Origin of the sequence: Chryseobacterium sp. AG363 (genome assembly GCF_003610675.1) — a bacterium.
In the GTDB taxonomy this organism is placed as follows: Bacteria; Bacteroidota; Bacteroidia; order Flavobacteriales; family Weeksellaceae; genus Chryseobacterium; species Chryseobacterium cucumeris.
The window spans coordinates 255,025-279,757 of record NZ_RAQF01000003.1 but is presented as its reverse complement, the minus strand read 5'-3'; the positions used below and the strand labels follow the sequence as shown (position 1 = coordinate 279,757).

Annotated in this window: 20 protein-coding genes; 8 read left to right on the top strand and 12 right to left on the bottom strand. The window is 38.0% G+C overall.

Annotated features, from left to right (window positions below; genetic code table 11):
* Window positions 1–13 precede the first annotated feature (13 nt).
* The 5 genes from DEU39_RS14220 to hflX all read right to left on the bottom strand — a co-directional run bounded on the left by DEU39_RS14220 (window position 14) and on the right by hflX (window position 4,704).
* Complete coding sequence (locus tag DEU39_RS14220) at window positions 14–682, bottom strand: hypothetical protein (protein ID WP_062673062.1); 669 nt, start codon at window positions 680–682, stop codon at window positions 14–16.
* Window positions 683–815: 133 nt separating this feature from the next.
* The gene (locus DEU39_RS14215) at window positions 816–1,532 is read right to left on the bottom strand and encodes a DNA alkylation repair protein (RefSeq protein ID WP_120232410.1); all 717 of its coding nucleotides are present in this window, start codon (window positions 1,530–1,532) and stop codon (window positions 816–818) included.
* 6 nt (window positions 1,533–1,538) lie between these two features.
* On the bottom strand, window positions 1,539–2,825 hold the full coding sequence (locus DEU39_RS14210; RefSeq protein ID WP_062673058.1) for a cation:proton antiporter: 1,287 nt from the start codon (window positions 2,823–2,825) through the stop codon (window positions 1,539–1,541).
* 20 nt (window positions 2,826–2,845) lie between these two features.
* The gene (locus DEU39_RS14205; RefSeq protein WP_062673056.1) at window positions 2,846–3,481 is read right to left on the bottom strand and encodes a DUF4919 domain-containing protein; all 636 of its coding nucleotides are present in this window, start codon (window positions 3,479–3,481) and stop codon (window positions 2,846–2,848) included.
* Window positions 3,481–4,704 carry a GTPase HflX gene (gene hflX / locus DEU39_RS14200; protein ID WP_062673053.1) on the bottom strand — a complete coding sequence of 408 codons (1,224 nt, stop codon included), beginning with the start codon at window positions 4,702–4,704 and terminating at the stop codon, window positions 3,481–3,483. Before hflX ends, DEU39_RS14205 begins: the two co-directional genes overlap by 1 nt.
* A gap of 193 nt (window positions 4,705–4,897) precedes the next feature.
* On the opposite strand from hflX, the gene DEU39_RS14195 reads away from it, so the two are divergent.
* From DEU39_RS14195 to DEU39_RS14180, 4 genes are all read left to right on the top strand, one after another.
* Window positions 4,898–5,605, top strand: a complete 708-nt coding sequence (locus tag DEU39_RS14195) for a LytR/AlgR family response regulator transcription factor (RefSeq protein WP_228436787.1) — start codon at window positions 4,898–4,900, stop codon at window positions 5,603–5,605.
* A 147-nt stretch (window positions 5,606–5,752) separates the two neighbouring features.
* Window positions 5,753–6,226, top strand: coding sequence for a T9SS type A sorting domain-containing protein (locus tag DEU39_RS14190; protein WP_062673051.1), 474 nt, complete (start codon window positions 5,753–5,755; stop codon window positions 6,224–6,226).
* Between the two features lie 6 nt (window positions 6,227–6,232).
* Window positions 6,233–8,755 carry a beta strand repeat-containing protein gene (locus DEU39_RS14185; protein WP_120232409.1) on the top strand — a complete coding sequence of 841 codons (2,523 nt, stop codon included), beginning with the start codon at window positions 6,233–6,235 and terminating at the stop codon, window positions 8,753–8,755.
* Between the two features lie 6 nt (window positions 8,756–8,761).
* Window positions 8,762–9,181 carry a hypothetical protein gene (locus tag DEU39_RS14180; RefSeq protein ID WP_062673047.1) on the top strand — a complete coding sequence of 140 codons (420 nt, stop codon included), beginning with the start codon at window positions 8,762–8,764 and terminating at the stop codon, window positions 9,179–9,181.
* A gap of 111 nt (window positions 9,182–9,292) precedes the next feature.
* Here DEU39_RS14180 and DEU39_RS14175 read toward each other — a convergent pair whose 3' ends face one another.
* Complete coding sequence (locus DEU39_RS14175) at window positions 9,293–9,727, bottom strand: META domain-containing protein (RefSeq protein ID WP_065119611.1); 435 nt, start codon at window positions 9,725–9,727, stop codon at window positions 9,293–9,295.
* A gap of 86 nt (window positions 9,728–9,813) precedes the next feature.
* Here DEU39_RS14175 and DEU39_RS14170 point away from each other — a divergent pair, with 86 nt between their 5' ends.
* The 3 genes from DEU39_RS14170 (at window position 9,814) to DEU39_RS14160 (ending at window position 13,934) form a co-directional block, all read left to right on the top strand.
* Complete coding sequence (locus DEU39_RS14170) at window positions 9,814–12,018, top strand: S46 family peptidase (protein ID WP_120232408.1); 2,205 nt, start codon at window positions 9,814–9,816, stop codon at window positions 12,016–12,018.
* A 79-nt stretch (window positions 12,019–12,097) separates the two neighbouring features.
* Window positions 12,098–12,574 (top strand): YdeI/OmpD-associated family protein, encoded by a 477-nt coding sequence (locus DEU39_RS14165; protein ID WP_120232407.1) that lies wholly within the window; start codon window positions 12,098–12,100, stop codon window positions 12,572–12,574.
* A 133-nt stretch (window positions 12,575–12,707) separates the two neighbouring features.
* On the top strand, window positions 12,708–13,934 hold the full coding sequence (locus DEU39_RS14160) for a spondin domain-containing protein (RefSeq protein WP_120232406.1): 1,227 nt from the start codon (window positions 12,708–12,710) through the stop codon (window positions 13,932–13,934).
* A gap of 82 nt (window positions 13,935–14,016) precedes the next feature.
* Here DEU39_RS14160 and DEU39_RS14155 read toward each other — a convergent pair whose 3' ends face one another.
* Window positions 14,017–14,307 (bottom strand): hypothetical protein, encoded by a 291-nt coding sequence (locus tag DEU39_RS14155; protein ID WP_120232405.1) that lies wholly within the window; start codon window positions 14,305–14,307, stop codon window positions 14,017–14,019.
* Between the two features lie 159 nt (window positions 14,308–14,466).
* Window positions 14,467–17,574, bottom strand: coding sequence for a non-ribosomal peptide synthetase (locus tag DEU39_RS14150; RefSeq protein ID WP_120232404.1), 3,108 nt, complete (start codon window positions 17,572–17,574; stop codon window positions 14,467–14,469).
* A 550-nt stretch (window positions 17,575–18,124) separates the two neighbouring features.
* Here DEU39_RS14150 and DEU39_RS14145 point away from each other — a divergent pair.
* Window positions 18,125–19,057: an MBL fold metallo-hydrolase gene (locus tag DEU39_RS14145; protein WP_120232403.1), complete on the top strand. Its 933-nt coding sequence runs from the start codon at window positions 18,125–18,127 to the stop codon at window positions 19,055–19,057.
* A 29-nt stretch (window positions 19,058–19,086) separates the two neighbouring features.
* Here the strand turns inward: DEU39_RS14145 and DEU39_RS14140 are convergent, their stop codons facing one another.
* The 4 genes from DEU39_RS14140 to DEU39_RS14120 form a co-directional block, all read right to left on the bottom strand.
* The gene (locus DEU39_RS14140; RefSeq protein WP_120232402.1) at window positions 19,087–20,622 is read right to left on the bottom strand and encodes a YifB family Mg chelatase-like AAA ATPase; all 1,536 of its coding nucleotides are present in this window, start codon (window positions 20,620–20,622) and stop codon (window positions 19,087–19,089) included.
* A gap of 683 nt (window positions 20,623–21,305) precedes the next feature.
* The gene (locus tag DEU39_RS14130) at window positions 21,306–23,588 is read right to left on the bottom strand and encodes a multicopper oxidase family protein (RefSeq protein WP_120232642.1); all 2,283 of its coding nucleotides are present in this window, start codon (window positions 23,586–23,588) and stop codon (window positions 21,306–21,308) included.
* Between the two features lie 10 nt (window positions 23,589–23,598).
* Entirely contained in the window at window positions 23,599–24,060 is a 462-nt protein-coding gene (locus tag DEU39_RS14125) for a heme-binding domain-containing protein (protein WP_120232400.1), read from the bottom strand.
* A 2-nt stretch (window positions 24,061–24,062) separates the two neighbouring features.
* Window positions 24,063–24,704 carry a DUF3347 domain-containing protein gene (locus tag DEU39_RS14120; RefSeq protein WP_120232399.1) on the bottom strand — a complete coding sequence of 214 codons (642 nt, stop codon included), beginning with the start codon at window positions 24,702–24,704 and terminating at the stop codon, window positions 24,063–24,065.
* Window positions 24,705–24,733: the final 29 nt, after the last annotated feature.

The following is a 24,733-nucleotide window of genomic DNA, read 5'->3' as shown; positions in this document are numbered from 1 at the left end:
ATAGTTTAGAAATTTATTGAAAAAGGATGGTATTTTGTATTTGTTTTTTCTGAAGGATAACATCCAGAATATCTGCTTCCAGTTTAAGAGCCTTTTTGTTGGGAGAAAGCACGTAAGTAGTATTCGATTGTGATTTCACTGGAGTTTCAAACTGCATGATAGAAGTATATTTCGCATCAGTAAAAACCTCTTTGTCTGCCTTACTCATCTTGTCATAATCAGCCTTGAAAGTATTGACTTTATTCCTTATCAATGTCTTTTTTTCAAGATTCTGACTGTAAACCTGAGTCGGAACCATTTTACCCAATATTTTCTGGGCTTTCAGTTTTTCCAGACCTGCATTAATGTTTTCAATCTTTTTGAAATTACAGCTCAGCTTGATGATGTAATTATCAAAATCCATGGAGGTTTTCACATTGCTGATTCCGGGAGTTCCTTTAAAAATTCTGGCAGCCTCATTGATTTTAGTTTCAATTTCTGACTTTTTAGGAACTTTTTTTCCGTTGATGGTTTCCATTTTAGAAATTGAAGCAAGTCTTGTTTTGCTCTTGCTTGCGTTAAGAATAATGGTATATTCTCCTGTTCCGTCAGCTTTTATATTCACTTTATCCAGAATATCAAAACAGCTTGTCAGGAACAGCAAAGGAATACATAGAAGAAATAATCTGAGAAAATTTTTCATGATCAGGTTTAAAAGCACAAAATTACTTAATTCTGGCCTTACATCCTTATAATCTTTGATTTTTTGGGCATAAATAGCTGTTTCCCGGTACTTTTTCAGGGGAAAATACGGTACTTTTTCCGTATATTATTTTTTAAACTCGTCCTTTAAGATAATCCTGGCGAAGATCTTCATCCAGTTTTTCAATAGCATACCGAAGACATGTTCTGGGCATTTCTTTATAATATTGGTTCAGATAACTGATCAGCTCGCCTTCATTTCTATTTCCCATTTCCCTTAGCAGCCATCCGTTTGCTTTGTGCATCAGGTCATGAGGATGTTTCAGATTTCTGGTGACAAATTCTTTGGTCAGATCAAATGATCCTTTTTTTATATAATGCATTGTTCCGACAACAGCAATCCTTTTATGCCACATCTCATCAGATTCCGAAAGCTCTACAAGAAGGTTTTCTTTCTGATTTTCAAAAGCATATCTGCCTAAAATTTTATAGCAGGTAGAATCTACCAGATCCCAGTTGTTCACATAAGGAAGATGATCCAGATAAAAAGCGACCACTTCTTCTTTTACTGCCTTATCTTTTGTTTTCTCAAACTTTGAAATCAGCATAAAAAGAGCTGTCAGCCTGTGCTCGTGATATGTTGAAGAAAGTAATGTACTGAGTTCCTTTAAATTTATTTTCGAATAATATTCTTTGGCCACAGAGCGTTGATCCGGAACTTTTACGCCCAGAAACAAGTCGCCTTCACCATATTCTCCTTTTCCAGTTTTGAAAAATCTTGGAAAAAATTCCGCCTTTTCAGGAATGGATAAAACAGCAAGTGCTTCCTGTATTTCTTTAACAATGCTCATATGATTTTAAGCGTTTTCTTCTACAGCAATATTTTCCTGCTCCTCTTCTTCTTTGGCAATCTTATTCGGATTGGCCACTTTAGCAATGGTAAGCCCCTGAACAATGATTGAGAATACGACGACACAATAGGTAATACTTAAAATAATTTCACTGTATTCACTTTTAGGAACAGACATCGCCAATGCAATGGAAACTCCGCCACGAATTCCTCCCCAAACAAGCACTTTCACCGTTTGTGGACTGAAACTTCTTCTCAGGGAAGTAAATTTTGTAGGTCCCCAGATCGAAATAAATCTTGCCAGCAAAACGACCACAATGGCCACTAAGCCCGGAATCATGAAATGTCTGAGATCTTTAATCATCAAAAGTTCAAATCCGATGAACAGAAATAGTACCGCGTTCAGGATTTCATCAATCAATTCCCAGAATTTGATCAGATAATCCTGAGTAACGGACTTCATTTTGAAACTTCTGTTGAAATTTCCCATAAACAATCCTGCTGCCACCATCGTCAATGGTCCGGAAATATGCATCTGACGGGCAATCAGATACCCTCCCATGACAACAGAAAGTGTTACTAATACGGAAATAATATAATCATCCACTTCACGCATCAATCTTGAAGTAACCCATCCTAAAAGCACCCCGAGTAAAAGACCTCCGCCCGCTTCCTTAAGCAGAAGCAATCCTATCGTTTCAACACTCAGATCCACTTCTTTTCCGATCGCCAGCTGCAAAATCACTGTAAAGACCACAACTGCCATACCGTCATTGAAAAGAGACTCTCCGGCCACTTTTGTTTCCAGAGATTTGGATACATTCGCCTGTTTCAGTACACTCAGAACCGCTACCGGATCGGTAGGAGAAATCAAAGCACCGAAAACAAGACAGTAGATAAAAGGAAGTTTAACCCCCACATAAGGTAGCAGATAAAACATTCCGAATCCTACAACAAAGGTAGAAATCACAACCCCTACTGTGGAAAATATTACTACAGGTCTGAACTGTTCTTTCAGGTCATTAATATTAATATGAATTCCCCCTGCAAAGAGCAGAAAATTAAGCATGGCACCCATCAGAACTTCTGTAAAATCTATTCCGTTCATAAGGTTATGAAGATGTCCGAAAGTTCTGGGAAGAACCGTTTCTCCGAACAGGACCAGAAAAATAGAAACCACAATGGCAATGACCATAATTCCGATGGTACTCGGAAGTTTTAAAAACCTATAGTTAAGATAGGCAAATATTGATGCTAATACGATTAATGCTGAAAATGAATAATATAATTCCACTAAGTGTCTTTATTTTAAGATTAATTGGTGAGTTCCAAATAGAGTATTTTGATATAAATTTGATTCCCATCTTTTTCCCAGATGTCAAACATGGCATCTTTAGAAGCTTTTGAACTTCTGGTATAATCCTGCCCTATATTCAGAATATTCAGCAGAATGTATTCATCTCCTACAGAATTAACGATAAAGGCTGTTTTTTCTGACTTTCCGTCCCCCGAACTTCTTATCCCTTCAGTAAGTGCACGGAATTGGTTCAGATGATGGATAAAGTTATTTCCATCCTTTACAGAATCGTAAGCCCTGAGAAGAATCAGCAGCACATCCAGGTTGGTAGGATCTTTATCATACAAAGCTTTTCCCTGTTTGATACAATCTGCAAAATTGTTTTGTTTAAAGGCTTCTACCAGACTTTTAAAGCTATCATCTGATGTGTTTATTTTATCGTTTCTAAAATTTCTTCCGTAGTACAGATATTGAGATTCTATACTGTCCAGAGATTTAGGGTATCCTTTAAATTTGAAAATAAGCTTATCGTAATTATACGGAGAGTCGGAAGTCCTGAGACTTTTCTCAATAGCTTTTATATCAATTTTTGATTTCTGGCTGAACCCAAAAACCGAAAACATGATGAATAAAAGGAAAAAGTGATACTTCATTAATTGTTGCTTTCTTCTTCGTCGTTGTCGAAATATTCGAAAAGAAAATCGTTGTATGGGAATCTGGAAATATGAATCTTCATGACCTCATCATAGATCATTTTCTTCATTTCCGGGAAGTTTTCTTTCGTTAATGCAGAGATGAAAACTGTCGGATACTTTGACTTTGCCATCCACGTCTTTTTCCATTCCTCAAGAGAAATATTTTTACGGGTTGAAGGCGTAAGATCATCTTCATCCTTTTTCTCATAGCTGAAATCGTCAATTTTATTGAAAACCATGATCATCGGCTTCTGATGAGCGTTGATTTCCATCAGGATATGATTAACAGATTCTATATGATCTTCAAAGCTTTCGTGAGAAATATCCACCACATGGATCAAAAGATCGGCTTCACGAACCTCGTCCAATGTAGATTTAAAAGATTCTACCAGCTGAGTAGGAAGTTTTCTGATAAACCCTACGGTGTCTGTCAACAGAAACGGTAAATTTCCAATTACCACTTTTCTTACCGTGGTATCCAGCGTAGCGAATAATTTATTTTCAGCAAAAACTTCAGATTTTGAAATGGAATTCATCAGGGTAGATTTCCCTACGTTGGTATATCCTACTAAAGCTGCACGAACCACTTTCCCACGGTTGTTACGCTGGGTAGCCATCTGCTTGTCTATCGTCTTCAGTTTCTCTTTCAGCAAGGTAATTCTGTCACGGATTATACGACGGTCAGTTTCAATTTCCGTTTCTCCGGGACCTCTCATCCCGATTCCCCCTTTCTGACGCTCAAGGTGGGTCCACATTCTTGTCAGTCGTGGTAAAAGATACTGGTATTGTGCCAGTTCCACCTGAGTTCTCGCATATGAAGTCTGTGCTCTCTGGGCAAAAATATCAAGAATAAGATTGGTACGGTCCAGGATTTTAACCTCCATTTCCCTTTCCAGGTTTTTAAGTTGTGAAGGAGAGAGTTCATCATCGAAAATTACGGTTCCGATCTCATTTTCTTTTACATATTCTTTTATCTCGATGGCTTTTCCGCTACCGATAAAGGTTTTGGAATCAGGCTGAGTTAATTTTTGAGTAAAGCGCTTTTGTACGGTTGCTCCTGCTGTGAAAGCTAAAAACTCAAGTTCATCCAAATACTCCGTCAGTTTTTCTTCATCCTGATTCTGGGTAATAACACCCACCAGGACAGCTTTCTCATAGTTATGTTCTTTCTTTTCTAACATTAAGTTCTGTCTATGTTTATGATTTTTACAAGTTAATATTTTTCAGAAAAAAAACAAAATCAATTTTTATTTAATAACATATTTTAATATAAATTTAAGTTTACTGATGAATGATTTATAAAAAATCAATAACTTTATATAATAAATTTCTGATTTTTAATTATTTAAATCAAAAACTAATCTCCGGAATATCATGGTTACCCATATCAGATGTATGATTATTGATGATGATGAACTGGACAGGCTGGTTCTTCAGCATTATATCAGGCAATATCAAAACATTGAAATTGCCGCCACTTTCGACTCTGCTGAAAAGGCAGTTCCCTATCTTGACATTCCTGTTGATCTCCTGATTACCGAAACCAATTTAAGGGGGATGAACGGTCTTGAGTTCAGAAAGCTGGCCCATAAGATCCCTGCCTGTATTTTCGTAAGCTCTCATCCCGAACTGGCTGCCGGAGCTTTTGAGATTAATACTTTAGATTTTATTACCAAACCGCTTACCGCAGAACGCTTTCATTATTCGATGGAAAAGCTTTTTGATTTTTTTGAAGTAAAAGAAAAATGTGAATGCTATGATGCCATGGTGGGAGAAAACTGCATTAAAATAAAAGAAGGTGGTCATGTTTTTCAGATTAAAATGAAAGATATTCTCTACCTGGAAGCTCTGAAAGATTACACCAGAATCATCACACTTGAAAAAAATCATTGTATTTTAAATTCACTGGGAAATCTTCTGCAAAAAAGTTTTTTTAATTCTTTTGTCAGAATACACAGAAGCTATGCTGTCCCACGTCATCTTATCCGCGGAAAAAACTGTCACGAAATAGAACTTCCGCATCGTATAAAACTTCCTATTGGCCGAACTTACAAGGACAATCTTTCTTTTTTTAATCCTTAAAAATACATCATAATAATTCACCAATGCCATTGGTCGATTATTTCTGCCGTTGGTCTATTTTCCTGCTAATCAATGGAGATAGTTGGTAATTTAGTCTTCCCAAATTCCCCAAGAAAACACATCTATTAATCACCAAAACTGTTATCCATGGAAAGAATATCTATTTATTGTATTATTCTGTCTGTCTTTTCCATCTCCATACTACACGCTCAGGCTGTAGTTTTAGCAGCGGGATTGGATGCATCAGCAGCTAATGGTTTTGTTTCTTACAGTGTAGGTCAGACAACCTACCTCGAAAAAGGAACAGGACAAGTTCTCGAAGGAGTTCAACAGCCTTACGAAATCATCACTCTTACCACTTTTGAAAACTCCTCTGAACTGACTGGTATTTTACTTTACCCTAATCCTTTCAGAGATTATTTGTATTTAGATTTTACGTCAAATAATTTTAAAGGCTCAGAATATCAGTTATTCGATGCCCAGGGCAAGCTGGTAAAAAAAGATAAGATCTCACAATCAAAATCTGAGCTTAATTTCTCCTCAATTCCTTCCGCGATGTACATCATAAGGATTACTCAAAATGGAGAAAATATCAAAACTTTCAAAATCATAAAAAAATAAAACGCCATGAAAAAAATATTATCACTGTTTTGGATCCTGACAGGTTTCTTTATTGGACTGTCCCAGGCTCCGGAAAAAATGAGCTACCAAGCTGTCATGAGAAATGGTTCCGGACAACTCTTAGCCAACCAAGGAATTGCTATAAGAGTAAGCATATTGCAGGGATCTCCTGCCGGAGCAGCAGTCTATTCTGAAAGACTCACCGGAAATACCAATGCCAACGGACTTGTTAGTCTCGAAATAGGAACAGGAACAATCCTTACCGGAACATTCGCCACTATTGATTGGTCCTCAGCAAGCTACTATTTAAAAACAGAAACAGATCCAGCTGGTGGAACCAACTATACCATAGTAGGAACAAGCCAGTTACTAAGTGTACCCTATGCTTTATATGCTAAATCTGCCGGAGTGAGCGGAGGAAGCTTTACGATCCCCTACTCCAATACGGTAAATAATGCCTCCACTTTATTTTCATTAATCAATAATGGTGATGGAACTTCTGTGGAAGGAGCCAACAGCACAACCACATCCAGTATTGCTGCTGTAAGAGGAATTGTAAGCAATACAGCCCCCGGAGGATTTTCTTCTGCAGTACGCGGTATCAATAACGGAACCGGCGGACTGGGAATTGGAGTCTGGGGAAGCCAGGCTGGAAGCGGCTGGGGCGTATATGGCGTTACTCCCAACGGTTTAGGAGTTTACGGAAATGCCAGTGGAAACGGATATGGTGTTTACGCAAACAGTAATACAGGAACAGGATTAAATGCCACAAGTAACAATGGTATTGCTGCCAATATTTCTATCGTCAATAATGCTAACGCCAATAGTGTTCTTACGGCATCTACTGTAGGGAACGGAACAGTTATCAATGTTTCCACCACAGGTACTGGAGCCGGAATACTAAGTTCTACTGCGGGAGGATTTGGTGCCCACGGGATCACCTCTTCCCAATCATCTGCTGGGATTATAGGAGACAATACCGGAGCAGGTGAAGCAGTTGTGGGTAGAACGACCAGTGATATTGCCGGAGCGGTTGTGGGCCGTAATGATGGAGGAGGATATGGAGTGAGAGGATTTGTTGCGACCAATACATCCGGAACGGGTATTGGTGTTTACGGTCAGGTAGGTTTAAATAACAGTACTGGACGTGCGGGAAGGTTTGAAAATTTCAACAATACAAATACTGATGCTAATACTTTTGAAGTGGCATCTAACGGAAATGGAAACATCCCTGATAATACCAAAGGCAATGCTGCTTCTTTTGTACTCAATAATACCAATAGTGTAGGAGCTGCGGTAAGAGGGGAGGTCAATACTATTTTTGGAAATTTTGGTGCTGCTGCTATTTTTGGTGTCTCATCCGGAACCGGAGGACGAGCCGGACTATTCTACGCTTCCAATCCTGCCGGAAACGGAGCATCATTGATCGCTTTGACAGACGGTAACGGTAACGCCATTACAGCCAATGCAGGTAAAGACGGCAATGGGGTTGAGACCAATATTGATGGTGCCGGAAATGCGCTTTATGCATGGGTTCCTTCTTTTGCTACCGGACGTGCCGGACGATTTAATATTTTCAATGAATCAAACACCAGCGATGTTATCACTGTAACCACTGTTGGAAACGGTATTGCAGGTAATTTCAAGGTAGATAAAGTGACCGGAACCTCTCCTGCAGTAAGAGGAGAAGTCAATTCACAGTTTGCCAACTTTGGCACAGCAGGAATTTATGGAGTATCTTCCGGAACCGGAGGATACGCAGGCCTTTTCCACGCATCCAATCCTGCAGGAAACGGCCCTGCCTTGATTGCTATTGCAGATGGTAATGGTAATGGTATCACCGCTAATGCATCCAACACCGGAGATGGTGTAGAAACCACTGTAGACGGAACAGGAAGTGCAATCTATGCATGGGTTCCTAATTTCAGTAACGGACGAGCTGCCAGGTTTGTTAATTTTAATACATCTAATACCAATGCAGCACTTACTGTAGAAACTCATAGTGCAGGATCTCTGGCTTTGTTTAAATCAGGAAACCCGGGAACCGTAAACGTTGCCCGTATTGATAATACCGGAAAAGGATTTTTCAATGGCGGCACACAAAACAGTGGTGCTGACGTTGCGGAAGCTTTTGATGTCAACGGAAACATCTCTGAATATGAACCTGGTGATATTCTGGTTATCTCAACAAAAGCAGATAGAACGGTTGAAAAATCATCAACTCCCTACTCTACTCTTGTTGCCGGAGTGTATGCTACTAAACCTGGTGTACTGCTTACAGAAGAACATATCGATATTGATATATCCAATAAAGCGCCAATGGGTGTCATTGGTGTTATTCCTACCAAAGTATGCCTTGAGAACGGAAAAATAAAAAGAGGAGATCTTCTGGTGACTTCATCTAAAGCGGGAGTTGCCATGAAAGCCAATCTCAAAAAGGTAAAAATAGGCCAGGTCATCGGAAAAGCACTTCAGGATTATGACCAAAAAGAAGTTGGAAAAATTCAAGTATTAGTCAATATAAAATAAACCGTCATGAAAATAGCATATATCATCCCATTATTATTTCTAAGCACTCTTATTTATGCTCAGGAAAGTAAAAAAACGACTGCTGTAGAAGAAGATCAGGCACTGGTTGTAAAACAGGCAAAAGAACAACAGGCAGTCCAAATTCAAGCTGATAAGGAAAGAGCTGAAAAAAATCCGGTAAGTACCGGGTTGGCATCTGATCGAGGCCTGGAAGTTAAAAAACAGGAATCCAAGCCCAAAGCAGCTGCAGACAATTCAGGAAAGCTTCTTCCTAATACAGCAAGTCTTGAAGATATTAAAAAAACGATCCCAAACAGACAAGCATATCACAATAGTATAAATTCCAGGAACACAAAAACGACAGTTACCGGGCTGCCTAACACAGCAACTCTGGAAGAAATAAAAAAAACAATCCCCAAAAACTAATGACTCTCAAAAACTGATAACCTCAAAAAGCTGATAACCAAACTAGATTTTTCAAACAAAGAAGTCCGCTATTATGCGGACTTTTGTTTTGTATAGGGAGAAATGGTATGATTAATCCCAATCAGCAGCTACAAATTTCATAGTATTTCCATGATCATCTGTTAGAGTAAGAAAATGCCCTTCAATAGAATAATGAGTCATCGTTTCTATTTTCTTCTGAAAAGAGTTTTCAAGATTCATATCCTGACAGGCTTTCATTGTACTTATTCCTTTTGAAAATTTCACTTTTCCTTCTTTTTTAAATTCAGAAGCAAAAGACATCCGGTTACATCCCATATAAACACTTGCCTGAATTTTACCCTTTACCCTATTGGCTGTCAGATTCATTTCGGCTTTATTGGCTATTAATTGATCTTTTGAAAAGCCATCAAAAGAAATGAGCATCCATTGCCTTTGAAGAAAAGGATCTTTGGTGGGCACTGAGGAACAATTTAAAACGAGTCCTAACAGTAAAACTGCAAAAAGTGGTAATAGTATCTTTTTCATGCAGATTATCATCCCATTTTCATACCATTCCGGGACAGAATCTCGTAAAAATTAGTAAATTAGCGACACAAAAATTATTTTATAAAATGAAAAGACTATTTCTACTATTCACTTTCTTACTGGGCTTTGCTCAGATGAGGGCGGATGAGGGGATGTGGCTGCTAATGCTCATCAAAAGACTTAACGGTGTTGATATGCAAAAAGAGGGTCTGCATCTTACGCCTGAAGAAATTTATTCTGTGAACAATTCAAGCTTAAAAGATGCTATCGTAAGTTTCGGTGGTTTCTGTACTGGTGAGATCGTTTCGGATAAAGGACTTATATTTACCAACCACCACTGTGGTTACGGTGCTGTTGCTGCGGCTTCTACACCAGAAAAAGATTATTTGAAGAACGGTTTCTGGGCAATGAAACAGAAAGACGAATTCAATGCAAAGGATCTTTATGTAAGATTTTTAGTGAGAATGGATGATGCTACGCAAAGAATCAATTCTAAACTAAACAACAATATGACCGGAGCAGAGAGAAAAGCTGTGATTGATGCTGAAACTAAAGCAATCCAGACTGAAAACTCTGAAAACGGAAAATATACGGTAGTAGTAAGAGATTTCTTCAACGGAAATGAATTCTACTATTTCGTATACCAGGATTATAAAGATATCAGATTGGTAGGTGCTCCCCCTTCATCATTAGGAAAATTCGGAGGAGATACAGACAACTGGGAATGGCCAAGACACACTGCAGATTTTACAGTTTTCAGAGTATATGCTGATGCTGCAGGAAACCCTGCTGAATATTCTCCAAGCAACACGCCTTTGAAGCCTAAGCACTTCCTTCCGGTTTCTCTTAAAGGAATTAAGCCTGGTGACTTCTCAATGATCTTAGGATATCCTGGAAGAACAAACCGTTACCTAACTTCTTACGGAATTCAGCAGATGGTAACTAAAGATTACCCGGCATGGGTTGAAGCTTCTAAACTGGCCATGGATGTTATGAAAAAGTATATGGACAAGGATAAGGCAACTCAGCTTAACTATGCTTCTCAATATGCTTCTGTAGCTAACTACTGGAAAAACAGACAGGGGACTATCGACGCAGTAGAGAAAAACGGAACGATTTCTGACAAGCAAAAGATCGAAGAAGCTTATAATAAGTGGGCTGCAATGCCTGGAAATGACCAGTACAATGGTGTTTTAGAAGATATTGGTATATACTATAAGCAAGTTTCTGATAGAAATGTTGAAAGAAACTATGCTACTCAGTTTACAAGAAATGCAAAATATATTACCCTTGCTGCTCAGGTAGGATCTGCTCTTAAAGCGTATGCTGCTCAGGATATGCAGGGAAGATTAGCGATGAAAGCTAAAACAGAAGCCGCTATCAAAGCTGCTTATGAAAACTTCAATCCAGCTTTGGAAGGAGAAATGCTTGCCGCTATGACCAGCCTTTACCAGGCAAGAGTTAAAAACCCAGACGTTGCTTCTGCTACTATTTTAGGATTGGATGCGAAGACTGTTTCTAATTTAGCGTATTCTTCAATCTTCGCTAATAAGACTTCTGCAACGAACTTCTTATTGAATCCGGACGCATTGAAACTTGATGCTGATCCACTTTGGAAAGCAGCTAACGGAATTGTTGCTGATCAAAAAATAAGCATGGAAAGATTTGTAAAAATAGATGATAATTTTGCGAAAAATAACCGTCTGTTCCTAGCTGGTTTAATGAAAGCTATGCCTGAGAAGAAATTCTACCCGGATGCTAACTCTACAATGAGATTAACTTACGGAACTGTAGATAAATTACCTATCAGAAATGACAGAAACTATTTCGGTATTACGGATAACTATTATACAGATATGACTGGTCTTGTTGGAAAATACAAGAAAGGTGATGAAGAATTTGATCTTCCTCAAAGAGTAATTGATCTTTACAACCTTAAAGATTTCGGTCAGTATGCTGATGCTGCAGGTTATATGCCTGTAAACTTCCTTTCTAACAACGATATTACAGGGGGTAACTCCGGTTCTCCGGTAATTGACGGAGACGGTAACCTTATCGGTATTGCTTTTGACGGAAACAGCGAAGCATTAAGTGGTGATATCGTATTCGAGCCTGAATGGCAGAAAACCATCAACGTAGACGTTCGTTTTGTTCTTTGGACAATCGATAAGTTTGCGGGGGCAAGAAGATTAGTTGACGAATTGAAGCTTGTAAGAGATGCAAACACTCCGGCTGATACAAAAACTAAAAACTCAGGGACTACAACAATGCCTAAGAAAGTTAAAAAATAATCATCTTATCTGATATATTTTTGAAACCGTGAAAGTAAATTTCACGGTTTTTTTATTTTTGATTATTAAAATATTGATCATGAATCCTGAACGTATCGAATTTACAGCCATTATTCAGCAGAACGGAGCAATGAATGCTGCGTTTATAGAATTTCCATTTTCTACAGAGGAATTGTTCCACAAAAAAGGGCAGGTAAAGATAAAAGCCCTTTTTGATGATAAAGTTGAATACCGCGGAAGTCTTGCCAAAATGAAATCAGACTGTCATATTTTAGGTTTGACTCAGGAGATCAGAAAGAAACTTGGTAAAACCTTCGGAGATAAGGTTTCCGTCTCCCTTATTGAAGATAAGGAGGAAAGAGTGGTTGAAATTGCAGATGATATTGCCCTTGTTTTTAAAGAAAATCCGGGAGCAAAAGCTTTATTTGATGCAATGAGCTACACCCACAGAAAGGAATACATCCGCTGGATTGAAGAAGCCAGGAAACCTGAAACCAGAGAAAACAGAAAAATAAAAATGATCCAGATGATTCTGGATGGGAAAAAGGGAATATAGACCGCTTTAATTTTCCCTCTCAAAAACGATACATTTAAAAAAAATTGAATTACGAAAATATTTTTTGTCAGGATCTTAAAAAGTAGCCGACTATAGTTGCAGATATCATTTATAACTATAAAAATTTACTTTTATGAACAAGTTTATTTTCAGAACATCAGTTTTAGCAGCAGCTACTCTAGCTGCATTTTCTCTAACTTCATGTAGCGATTCTAATAACGACATGATGATGGACATGGGTTTTCAAAGATCCATTACTTTTGAAAACGTTGTAACTCCCAAAGATTTTGTAGAAAGCGGAAGTTTTCAGGGAGTAGGAACCCCTCCTATTATTTTGCCCGGTCAATCTGTTTCTGTTAAATTCAGTGCAGGAAAAGCACAGGCTTTAATGTTTGCTACGATGTACGGAGCTTCAAAAGACTGGTTTTTTGCGTCCCAACAGCCGGGTATCAAATTGTTTGACGCTAATGGAAATGCTATTACCGGAGATGTTTCTTCAAGTGTACGACTATGGGATAACGGAAGCAAAGATGACACCACAGGGCAGGTTGAAAGCAAACCCATTATGCAGGTTCCTAATGTCAATGCTTCACAACTTATGAAGCTTAATCTTGCTTACAATGATGTAACTTCAGAATTTACCCTGACCATTACCAATACCTCCGGCGGAACAGCCAACGAAACTCCTTTTTCTCCCGGTGTATGGGCTGTTTCCAACTACAATGGATCTCAGCTGCTGAACAGTGCTCCATTTTTTACACCTAATGCTTTATCCAATCCTGAAATCACAGATATTGCTCAAATGGGAAATATCAGTAAAATGATGACAAAACTGAATGCCAACACAGGAATTATGACGGGGCTTTCTCCTGCCTTGGTGGTTGTTTATCGTGGTGATAAAAATCCAATTTATGAATTAGGCAAATTAGACAGCGGAATGGGACTGAAAGATATTGCACAGTTTGGAAATGTAGCCAAGCTTCAAAACAGTTTAAAATCTTTACCTAATGTAAAAGGAGTATATGTTGCAGGAAATGCTCCTGTAACTCCGGGAAGTAAGGTAACCACAAACTTTAATGCTGAGCCTGGCGATAAAATTGCTTACGCAACCATGTTTGGTTTTTCCAATGACTGGTTCTATGCCAACGAACAAAGCATTGATGCCAATAGTAAGGGTGACCTCAGCCTAAAAACTTCATTATTTGATTCGGGGACAGGTATTGACCAATATCCGGGTGCGGGAAATCATCAGGCATTGTTTGGCGGAACCCCACAAAGTGAAAATAAGGTTATTTCCAAAGTAGGAACCGCATATCCTGTTCCTGCTGTACAGAATGTGATTAAAGTAACCATCAACTAATCTTCAGATAAGAAAAGGTCAGACAATACTGTTTGACCTTTTTTATTATGCTGTTCGGATAATAAAAATATATCCGTTTTTATTATTGTTTTAGTGCTCCTTCCAGATACTGTTTCCCTCCTCCATTGGTAACGGTTATAGAGCCTTCATAATGGCTTACCTTCACTCCCAGGTCATTATTTATTTCTTTAAAATACCCCGCATTTTCTCTGCTATAAAGCGCATCTCCCTGCCAGAGAAATTGTGCAGACTGCCCTGTTTTGTTTTGAAATGTAAGAACTCCCAATGGATTTACCAATCCCCGGGATTTAATATCCACCACTGCACTTTCATTAGCAGCGAAATCTTTTGACAATACAATAACGTTATTCATCTATCCTGTTTGGTTTTCAGTTAATTAAAAAATGGGATAAGATTTTTTCATTACCCTGATCCAAATATCCTGGTCCACTGCGACAAAACCTGACGTATTTGCTGAATAAAAATTAAAAGCCCAAGCAGGATCTGTCTGGGCTTTTTCAATTATCAAATTCTATTCAACCGGAATTCCAAGATATTGTAAATAGGAATCCAATATTTTTTTATCAAATACCGGTTCGTGAATGCCTGACCCTTCCAGATACTGAATAACATTGGAGCAATCCCATATATAAGTATTCTGGTAAAGTTCTACTGTGGATAACCCTTCATGCATATTATCACTGAAAAGACTCGTTAATGGATACAAACGGTTTTTACTGTCATCTTCCCATTGTTTTCTCCATTCTTTATAAGGAAGGTCTTTAAGTGTGAAAGGATAATATTTTTTCATGAGTCCGAAGAAATCTTCCAAAGTAAGATTAGTTTCCGGACGGGCAATCAGGTTGAATTTCTTCCCTATTGCCTCTTTATTTTTGGTGATATGAGCCATCGCTTTGGTCATATAATCTACCGTAATAAGTCCTTCTCTAAGCTCAGTGAGCGCGGGATACGATTTGAGCTCTATACAATTTTTCACCAATCCGGACCACCATTGATAAGAGGCACTTGCCCCTGTTTCGCTGTGGCACATGGCATATCCAAGACGGTACGTAATTAATGGAAGCCCTTCTTTTGCCGCTAAATCAGCAACGGCTTCCATCACCCATTTACTTCTTACATAACCAATATCTTTACTTACGGACATCAGATTCTGTTCAATATCATCAGATTCAAACATTACTGTTTTTCCTGTGAATAGATGTCCCCAGCTATATACGGAAATGGTTGACAGCAAGGCGAGGCATTTTGTTCTTTCCGCTCCTGCCAGTTTTATAATTTCCCTTAGCCCTTCTACATTCGGTGCTTTCATATAAGAGTAGGGTTCGATGAAGTTGACTGAGCTTCCGGAGTGATAAATCAAATCGGTTTGTTTTGCCAGTTTTGTAAATGTTTCTTCTGAAAGTCCTAAAGACGGTAAAGCCAGATCTCCGATAACAGGAATAATTCTAGATTTCTGTTCTACATGTTGAGGAATATGATATTGTTTAAAACATCTGTCAATTTTTTCCATTGCATAAAACTCATCCTGAGCTCTTACAAGACAGTAAATATCAGCATTTGTAGTATCAAGAAGCTCCTGTAACAGGTGAATTCCTACAAAACCTGTGACACCAGTTAAAAATATTGTTGTTGGATTTTCCACCTGTTGAGGATCAAATCCACCTGCAAAAACAGTTCCCGCAGCAAGATAAACATCTTTCTGAAGCTCAACATATGGTTCTACATCTTCCATGGGGATTGCTTCCCCTGTCTCTCCTGATCTTTTAATAAGAACTTCTGAAAGTTGCTGTAATATAGGATACTGATATATATCCCGCAGATACACTTTTACATCCAGCTTTCTCTGCAAAGCAACCGCTACCGTTGCAACCAACAGAGAGTTTCCTCCAATATCAAAGAAATTATCTGTGATATTGATGACAGGACGTTCCAATGCAGACGACCAGACATCTGCAATAATCCTTTCGGTTTCGTTGGTTGGAGGCTCAAATGAAATCAATTCTTTTGCTTCTTTATCGGCAAGATCTTTTAAGACCTGCGTATCTGTTTTTCCATTTGCTGTTAACGGAATTTTATCTATAAAAATAATTTGTGCTGGAATCATATAGCCCGGAAGTTCTTTTTTCAATGCATTTCGGACTGACGAAATATCTGCTACTGCTCCAGGAGCTAATACAATAAAAGCAATAAGATATTTGGTACTTCCTTCCGTTTCTTTACCAAGAACCATAGCTTCTTTAATATTTTCCTGCTGGATCAGTGAACGTTCTATCTCTCCCAGTTCCACTCTGAAGCCACGAATTTTCACCTGATTATCAATTCTTCCTAAGAATTCAATATCACCATCCGCGTTCCATTTGGCAAGGTCTCCAGTTCGATACAGCTTTTCTTTTTCATTGAATGGACTGATAATAAATTTAGCTTCCGTAAGTTCTTTATTATTAAGATATCCTTTTGCTAAAAGATTTCCTCCAATACAGAGTTCTCCTACAGCTCCTACGGGCAGCAATTCCTTATTTTCTCCCAAGATATATGCTTTTGCATTGGCAATGGGTCTGCCTATAGATGAAACATATTTTCCATTAATATCTTTCACTTTTTTATAAGTAGCGTATACGGTACATTCTGTGGGACCATAATAATCCACCAGCTCATAGCTTAATTCTGAAGTAAGTACCGGCTTTAGCTTCTCACCTGCTGTAAAGAGATATTTGAGCTTCAGATCATTATAATTGCGGGTAATATCCACTACAGAAGGAGCCAGAACAGTAGGCACAAAGCCATGGGTAATATGATTTTTTCTGTAGTAATCTACCAATGCCTGAGCTTCTGTTCTATCCTCATTATCTGCAATAAAAACCGTTGCACCTGAAGTAAGAGCCGACCACGTTTCCCACACAGAAATGTCAAATGCCAATCCCGCCACAAGAGTTAATTTTGAGCTATGATCCACATGAAAATGATGATTATGCCATGTTACCAGATGCTGTATAGCCTGATGGCTTACCATTACACCTTTGGGTTTCCCCGTCGAGCCAGAAGTATAAATTGTGTATGCAAGGGCATTCTGGTGGATATTAATTCCTGGATATTCTGATGATAAATGATTAAGATTCTCCATATTGCTCATATCAAATACTTTTACCTTTTCGGTTTCTGATAAAAGTTCTCCAAGAATTTGATTGGTAATGATAAGATCAGCAGTGGTGTCGGAAAGAATATATTCTACTCTTTTGACAGGATAAGCAGGGTCTATCGGAACATAGGCCGCACCTGTTTTGATAACTCCAAGTACAGCAATGATCCATTCTAAAGAGCGGTCCAGCCAGATGGGAACATATTTTCCTTCTTTAATACCATGGCTCAGTAATAAATTGGCTACCTGATTGCTTCTCTGATCCAACTCTCTATAAGTAATCTTCTGATTCTGATAAACCACAGCAGTCTTATCAGGATGAAGGATTGCCTGTTTCCGGAAAAGAGATTCCAGGGTTTCTTCATGATGATAATCCCAACCGGTTTTATTAAATCCGTTGAGCAATTTTTCTCTGTCTTCAGAAGACAGTAATACCGCTGAACCTATCGATAAGGTTCCTGATGAGGGAATTGTGTTTGACATAATAATTTGATTTGGATTAAAAATTTGTAATTGGCAGCTTAATGCTTCGATAAGTTCATTTTAAACTCCTTGAAATGAGAAAAAAAGGACGTAAAGCATAACCACAGCATATTTTACTCAATGTGTTTTCATAATAGTTTTAAAAACCGAATGATACAGAGTTTCACTCGATCCTGTCAGTGAGCAGACCGGTAAACAGTGTTCAAACGATGTTTATTGCAGTCGAAAAGAAGAAAGAATACATTGCAGATATTCTTCAGGAATTAGAGACAAGACTCTATTCAGAATTTAAAGATTTAATTTTCATAATGTAATATTTTTAAAAATTTGGTAATCAAACTTATCATAATATTTCAAACTATGCGTTACATAATTACGATCATCTACCACATCCCGAAATAGATATTGTGGAAGATGAAAATAAAAAAACTGGATTACAATACAATACTCAACCTAAAGTAAAACTTTTCTATATCTATATTTAACAGGATCAATGTATGGGAATATTCTCTACATTTGTAAAACAAAATAAAATACACTTCATTCTAGTATGGATCAAAAACTGAAGAGAGACCATGGATTTATACACATTCCATGCAATGAACTGGATATTTTTATACTTTCTGACGGATATTTTGGTATTGGATATCACCAACCTATCTTAGCACCAGGCATCCCTCAAAATCTTGTAAAAGATGAACTTCGTAATCTTTATCTATCTGAGTCTTATTATGAAGCACCTATTAATGTTATGCTTATTAAAAAAGGTGACCGCAACATTTTAGTGGACACAGGAGAAGGGTTTTATGATGAAGAAAACGCGGGGAAATTAGTATACAGCCTTACTGCAGCAGGGTTTACACCAGAGTCTGTTACTGATATTCTGATTACACACGCTCACCGGGATCATATCGGAGGAATTCTTTCTAAAAACGGTGATTTCGTATTTCCGAATGCCCATTATTATATTTCCAGTCAGGAATTTGAGTTCTGGACAAGTGATGAACCGGATTTTCAGAAAAGTAAAAACCCGGAAGGAGGAAAGCCAAGCATACCTTTGGTTAGAAAAGTTCTTTCTGCCATAAACAGCCGGCTTACAAAGTTTGAAATGGGTGATCAATTATTCTCATGCATTCAAACAGAAGCTGCTCCCGGACATACTCCGGGTCATATTATTTATACAGTGAATGATGGGGATTTATCAATAACCAATGTGGTAGATCTTTTTCACTCTCCCCTGCTTATTGCAAAACCGCATTGGGGAACACAATGGGATATTGACTTTGCAACAGGTATTGATACCCGCAAGAAAGTTCTTGAAAACTGCTATCAAAACAGAACACTTATCTGCTCTGCCCATCTTCCATGGCCGGGAATAGGATATATTAATAAAGTGAATGATCAGTTTCAATGGATTCCTAAAGTATATAACAATCCTTTTTCGATCAATCTTAAAATTGACCAGAAGGCAGGTACAGTATAAATTTTTCTAAGAAAAAGAGGTCGGATCGTTTATCCATTCCAGAATTCACGATCCAGACTTCTGTATTGTATGGCTTCGGAAATATGATGAGACAGAATCTTTTCAGATTCTTCAAGGTCGGCTATTGTTCTGGCAACTTTAAGAATTCTGTCATAAGCTCTTGCCGAAAGATTAAGTTTTTCCATAGCTAATTTGATGAGACCGAAAGACGTTTCATCCAGTTCACAATAGGCCTCAATTTCCTTAGGTCCTATTTGAGCATTACTGCTGATATTGAGGTTTTGATATCTTTTATTCTGAATATCTCTTGCTTTCAAAACCCGCTCTCTGATATCTTTGCTCTTCTCTCCTTTTCTTTTCTCAGAAAGCTGCTCAAATTCTACCTTTTGAACTTCAATATGAATGTCTATCCTATCTAAAAGCGGCCCGGAAAGTTTACTCATGTACCGCTGCATTTCGTAAACAGATGAAGTATTATTAGGATCATCGGGAAAGAATCCGCTTGGACTGGGGTTCATAGAAGCTACCAGCATAAAACTTGCCGGATAGTTTACAGTAAATCTGGCTCTTGAAATCGTTACTTCACGATCTTCCAAAGGCTGTCTCATGACTTCCAGCACAGTTCTTTTAAATTCGGGCATTTCGTCCAGAAACAAAACTCCGTTATGAGCAAGAGAGATTTCTCCTGGTTGTGGATAACTTCCTCCTCCTACCAGAGCAACATCTGAAATAGTATGATGTGGAGATCTGAAGGGACGAACAGTCATCAATGATGTTTCTGTTCCTATTTTCCCGGCTACAGAGTGAATTTTTGTTGTTTCCAAAGCTTCTTTCAATGTCAATGGAGGCAAAATACTGGGAACCCTTTTGGCCAGCATTGTCTTTCCGCTTCCGGGCGGTCCGATCAGAATAATATTGTGTCCGCCTGCCGCTGCCACTTCCATCGCCCTTTTGGCGGTTTCCTGACCTTTAACTTCGGAGAAATCGAAAGGGAAATCATTGATTTTTTCATGAAATTCTTTTCTGGTATCCAATGTAACTTTTTCGAGCGCTTTTCCTTCATTAAAAAAATCAATAACCTCTCTGATATTTTCAGCTCCGTATACTTCAAGATCGTTGACAATGGCTGCTTCTCTGGCATTTTGTTTGGGAAGGATGATTCCTTTAAAGCCTTCTTCTCTGGCTTGAATTGCAATGGGTAAAACGCCTTTGATAGGTTGTAAACTTCCGTCCAGTGACAGCTCTCCCATAATAATATAATCTTTAACCTTCTCTGCCAGTATTTGATCGGAAGCAGTTAAAATACCAATAGCAATGCTGAGATCGTAAGCAGAGCCCTCTTTTCTAAGATCTGCAGGAGCCATATTAATGGTAATTTTCTTTCCAGGAATTTTAAATCCGACATTTTTCAGGGCTGCAGAAATTCTATAGCTGCTTTCCTTAATAGCGTTATCAGGAAGCCCAACGAGATGGTATCCTATTCCTCCGGTATCTACATTCACTTCAATAGTAATGGTCTGTGCAGCCACTCCATGAATGGCACTTCCATAAATTTTGATCAGCATGATGTGTTTTTGAAGTAAAAATAAACAATATAGTATTTTGAAAATCTGAATGTTACATTAATGATTTTCTATAAGAATAAGGATATCTAAAAAGATTTCAACAAAAGGGCATTGAGAGAGGTTCTTCAAAAACTATTAAGATTTTCATGTGGCTCAGATAGCTTCCCCTTACATACAACAGAAATTAATCATTCCTTTTTTCAAGAGTTATAAAAGTTCTCTATATGAAAAGCTTAATATTTTTGGTTTTACGAAAGGAAAATTCCACTTAAAAATTATCATAGAAAGAGAAAAGGGAATAAAATCCGCTAAAGTATTCCAGCACAGTGGATTTTTTGTTTAACAAGTATGTTAATGTAATATATCCGGATCAATTATCAAGGTTATAGATAAAGAAATACATAAAGAATTCCTTCATTCTGAACAAATTTTACTCAAAAATGAATATTTACAATCAAGAAACAATACTAAAATTTGGTATTGAAAAAGACTATGAAACTATATACTAAATTTTATCTGCATGAAGAAGCCATGTGGAGAGCAAAACATGTCACTAAGGCCTATTCTTCCTATAGATCCAAAAGAAAGAAGACCTGTCTCCTACATTTGACTTTGCAAACATAAGAGACAGCCAGCCTCCTCTTGTATCAGAATAATGTGAGTATATTCTTCTTAATTATCATTTAGTAAGCTAAAGAAATTCCTGCTCCCCATCCCATATCACTGTCATAGTGGGCACGAATACTTACATTTTTATTAAGAATATACTTCAATTCGGTCATGTATTCTTTGTCGGTATTGACCATGAAGCCTCCTCTCAAACGTTTTGATATTGGAATATCTTCTCTCATCAGCTGTAAACGAATGATACCGTCATGATATACTTCAGCCTGAAAGTTGATCAGCATCGGAAGGGTATACACGAAACCTAAACTGATTGCTCTTCGGGTATCTTTTTCGTTCTTTTGCCCGAAGATATTTTTCTCCTGTTCATCTATTCCCATTTTTCTATAGCGGAAGTCAAATCCTACAAACGGCATAAACCACTGCATCTTCCCGATGTATCTTCCCAAATGCGTTTCCACCTCATATCCGTGCATATCATTATATCCTAAACGCCATTCTGCAGAGAGGTTCCATCTTGCGGTCTGAAGCATTGCATCCCCGTCATTTCCATTGGTTGCAAAGTCATTCTGAATCATAAAATGAGGCATATTGCTTTCTCTCTGAAGCATGTTATAGGCTTCTTTTTTGTCCGGTAAATAAGGGTTTTTATAATCATCTACTGCAAAAACCCTGTTCATTCCTGCCATCATATGATAAAGGATATGGCAGTGGAAGAACCAGTCGCCTTCTTCATTAGCCTGAAATTCAATTGTATCGGTTTCCATTGGCATCACATCCAGTACATTTTTCAGGGGAGACTTTTCTCCTTTGCCATTAATTACCCTGAAATCAAAACCATGTAAATGCATCGGATGCCTCATCATGGAATTATTATAAATGGTAATTCTTAATATTTCTCCTTTTTTTACAGGGATTTTATCGGTTTCAGATAAGATTTTATTATCCATGCTCCACACATAGCGGTTCATATTTCCGGTGAGGGTAAATTTTAATTCCTTTACCGGAGCATCTTTAGGAAGTTCTGTGTTATAAGGAGATTGCAACATGGCATAATTCAGGGTTTTAATATGTCCTAGAGCATTGGCATTATATCTGTTACTATCCATATTCATTTCCTGATCTGCATTCATATTGTGTTCGCTGTGATCCTGTTTCTGCTTTCCATCACCTGTAATCTCAGGGTACATCACCACATTCATATCCATTTGGTTAAGGCTCATTTTCATTCCCATATCATTAAGATCTCCGTTCATTTTCATCATGTCATTCATCATTTTCATTCCTTCAAAGTATTTAAGTTTGGGAAGAGGAGAAATAAGCTGTTTGATGCCATTACCTACAAAGTAACTTGCAGATTGGGTTCTGTCTTCTGTGGTAGCTAAAAATTCATAGGAAACGCCATCCTGAGGAATGGTTACTACGATATCATAGGTTTCAGAAACAGCAATAATCAGTCTGTCTACTTCTATCGGTTCCACATCATTACCATCATTGGCCACAACGGTAATTTTACCTCCTGCATAACGTAACCAGAAATAGGAAGAGGCTCCTCCGTTTGAGATCCTTAAACGTACTTTATCTCCTGCTTTTAGCTTTTGCCCATCAACGGTTGTTAAATCAGTACTGTTATTTCCATTGATTAATACTTTATCATAATATACATCACTTACATCCATGGCCAGCATGCGTTTCCACTCATTGGTCAGTTTTGTTTTAAAGTGACCTTCTTTAATGGCTTCCACGTAAGACTGTGTGGCATTTTTTTTAATGGCAGCCCAGTCGTTGGCATTGTGAAGCATTCTGTTGATATTATCAGGATTCAGGTTCGTCCATTCACTTAGGATAATAGGAACTGTCGGCAGGTCATCAATTCCTTTTCTGAAAGTTTTGTCATCCTCTCTTTTTTTCATGACGAAGCTTCCATACATTCCAATCTGTTCCTGAAGTCCGGAATGGGAATGATACCAGTGTGTTCCGTGTTGAATAATCGGGAAACGATAGGTATAGGTAGCTCCAGGCTTTATAGGTTTTTGCGTCAGCCATGGTACACCGTCTTCTTTATTGGGTAAAAATACGCCATGCCAATGCAGTGATGTACTCTCTTTCAGCTGATTGTGGACTACAATTTCTGCGGTATCTCCTTCTGTAAAGGTAAGAGTAGGCATTGGTATCTGTCCGTTAACAGCGATGGCTCTTTTTTCTTTCCCGGCGTAGCTGACCAGGGTATCTTTTACATATAGCTCATATCGTACTACTTTCTGTGCCAAAACACCTTGCCAGCAGAAGAAAATCAAAACTGCCTGAAGTAATCTTATGGCGATATTCTGAGGTATATTCATTGTATTATTTTTATTCATAAACTTTGCTCTGCTCTTTTAACCATTCGGTCATTGTTTTAATTTCGTCATCACTCAGTTTTGCTTTTCTGTGCATCAGAGTGTAAGACGACAATGGCATTTGCCTGTTTACAATCTGTTCTTTTATTGAATTCAGCAATCTTTCCTGTTTTCGGTTGGAATAGGTTTCCCATTCATTGAAATTCAGGTCATTTTTCGCCTCTTTAATGTGGCTTTCTACAACTGATCTTACAGGCTGTATGTAATCGTACCACACATAATCGGTATTGTTACTGTGACAGTCATAACAGGAATTCCGAAACAGAGTTTGTACTTCAGCCGGCATTTTATATACTCTTATAAAATCTTTTGTAGCAGCATTGCCTTTATCTATATTAAAGGCGGGCTGATACAGTTGTATTGCAATAAAAAGAAACAGAACAAATACCAAAATTCTTTTCAGTATTTGTTTCATTCTCAGAACTCTTTTTTCACAGAACCACAGTTTAACATCTGATTTCCATAGTAAGGATTTTTGATGTCTCTGGTTTCACTGATCCATACTGCTCCTTTACCGTCATTATACATTGGACAATGATCCTGATACAGTTTTTGTGAACTGCCAAATAAGGCGATAAGATCCGAAACATCTTTACTTAAAGAAGCCAGATGCTCACGCTGATGATCAATTTTCCCTGCATTATCACCAATATGTTCTGCATTTTCCTTTACGTTGTCTGCTATTTCTTGATACTCTTTTTGTTTACTGGAAGGAATACTTTTCACATCCACATTCTTGAGGGTCGACAGTAATTTTTTTCCTGCATTGGCTGCTCCCTTGTCATTGTCTGCAACAAGTGCATTTTTAAGGGCTAAATAATCTTTAACAATAGGTTCAATGCTAAAGTTTTGGGGGTTAGTCTCTGTTTTAACCGTTTCAGTTTTCTGATCAGGAGCAATTACTGGTTCAGCAGAAACAGCTGAATCACGTGATGGTAATGTCTTTGTCTCAGATATAGATGTACTGTTTTGTATTTTTACCTCACTGTTTTTATTTGGAGACTGTTTGCAGGAGATTGCGGCTGTTAATATGATGATTGTTACTATTATATGTTTCATTGTATTAATATTTACTTATTAAAGTTTTT

Coding starts and splice junctions, on each gene's coding strand:
- DEU39_RS14220 (WP_062673062.1), bottom strand. CDS start 682: ATGAAAAATTTTCTCAGATTATTTCTTCTATGTATTCCTTTGCTGTTC.
- DEU39_RS14215 (WP_120232410.1), bottom strand. CDS start 1,532: ATGAGCATTGTTAAAGAAATACAGGAAGCACTTGCTGTTTTATCCATT.
- DEU39_RS14205 (WP_062673056.1), bottom strand. CDS start 3,481: ATGAAGTATCACTTTTTCCTTTTATTCATCATGTTTTCGGTTTTTGGG.
- hflX (WP_062673053.1), bottom strand. CDS start 4,704: ATGTTAGAAAAGAAAGAACATAACTATGAGAAAGCTGTCCTGGTGGGT.
- DEU39_RS14195 (WP_228436787.1), top strand. CDS start 4,898: ATGGTTACCCATATCAGATGTATGATTATTGATGATGATGAACTGGAC.
- DEU39_RS14190 (WP_062673051.1), top strand. CDS start 5,753: ATGGAAAGAATATCTATTTATTGTATTATTCTGTCTGTCTTTTCCATC.
- DEU39_RS14185 (WP_120232409.1), top strand. CDS start 6,233: ATGAAAAAAATATTATCACTGTTTTGGATCCTGACAGGTTTCTTTATT.
- DEU39_RS14180 (WP_062673047.1), top strand. CDS start 8,762: ATGAAAATAGCATATATCATCCCATTATTATTTCTAAGCACTCTTATT.
- DEU39_RS14175 (WP_065119611.1), bottom strand. CDS start 9,727: ATGAAAAAGATACTATTACCACTTTTTGCAGTTTTACTGTTAGGACTC.
- DEU39_RS14170 (WP_120232408.1), top strand. CDS start 9,814: ATGAAAAGACTATTTCTACTATTCACTTTCTTACTGGGCTTTGCTCAG.
- DEU39_RS14165 (WP_120232407.1), top strand. CDS start 12,098: ATGAATCCTGAACGTATCGAATTTACAGCCATTATTCAGCAGAACGGA.
- DEU39_RS14160 (WP_120232406.1), top strand. CDS start 12,708: ATGAACAAGTTTATTTTCAGAACATCAGTTTTAGCAGCAGCTACTCTA.
- DEU39_RS14155 (WP_120232405.1), bottom strand. CDS start 14,307: ATGAATAACGTTATTGTATTGTCAAAAGATTTCGCTGCTAATGAAAGT.
- DEU39_RS14150 (WP_120232404.1), bottom strand. CDS start 17,574: ATGTCAAACACAATTCCCTCATCAGGAACCTTATCGATAGGTTCAGCG.
- DEU39_RS14145 (WP_120232403.1), top strand. CDS start 18,125: ATGGATCAAAAACTGAAGAGAGACCATGGATTTATACACATTCCATGC.
- DEU39_RS14140 (WP_120232402.1), bottom strand. CDS start 20,622: ATGCTGATCAAAATTTATGGAAGTGCCATTCATGGAGTGGCTGCACAG.
- DEU39_RS14130 (WP_120232642.1), bottom strand. CDS start 23,588: ATGAATATACCTCAGAATATCGCCATAAGATTACTTCAGGCAGTTTTG.
- DEU39_RS14125 (WP_120232400.1), bottom strand. CDS start 24,060: ATGAAACAAATACTGAAAAGAATTTTGGTATTTGTTCTGTTTCTTTTT.
- DEU39_RS14120 (WP_120232399.1), bottom strand. CDS start 24,704: ATGAAACATATAATAGTAACAATCATCATATTAACAGCCGCAATCTCC.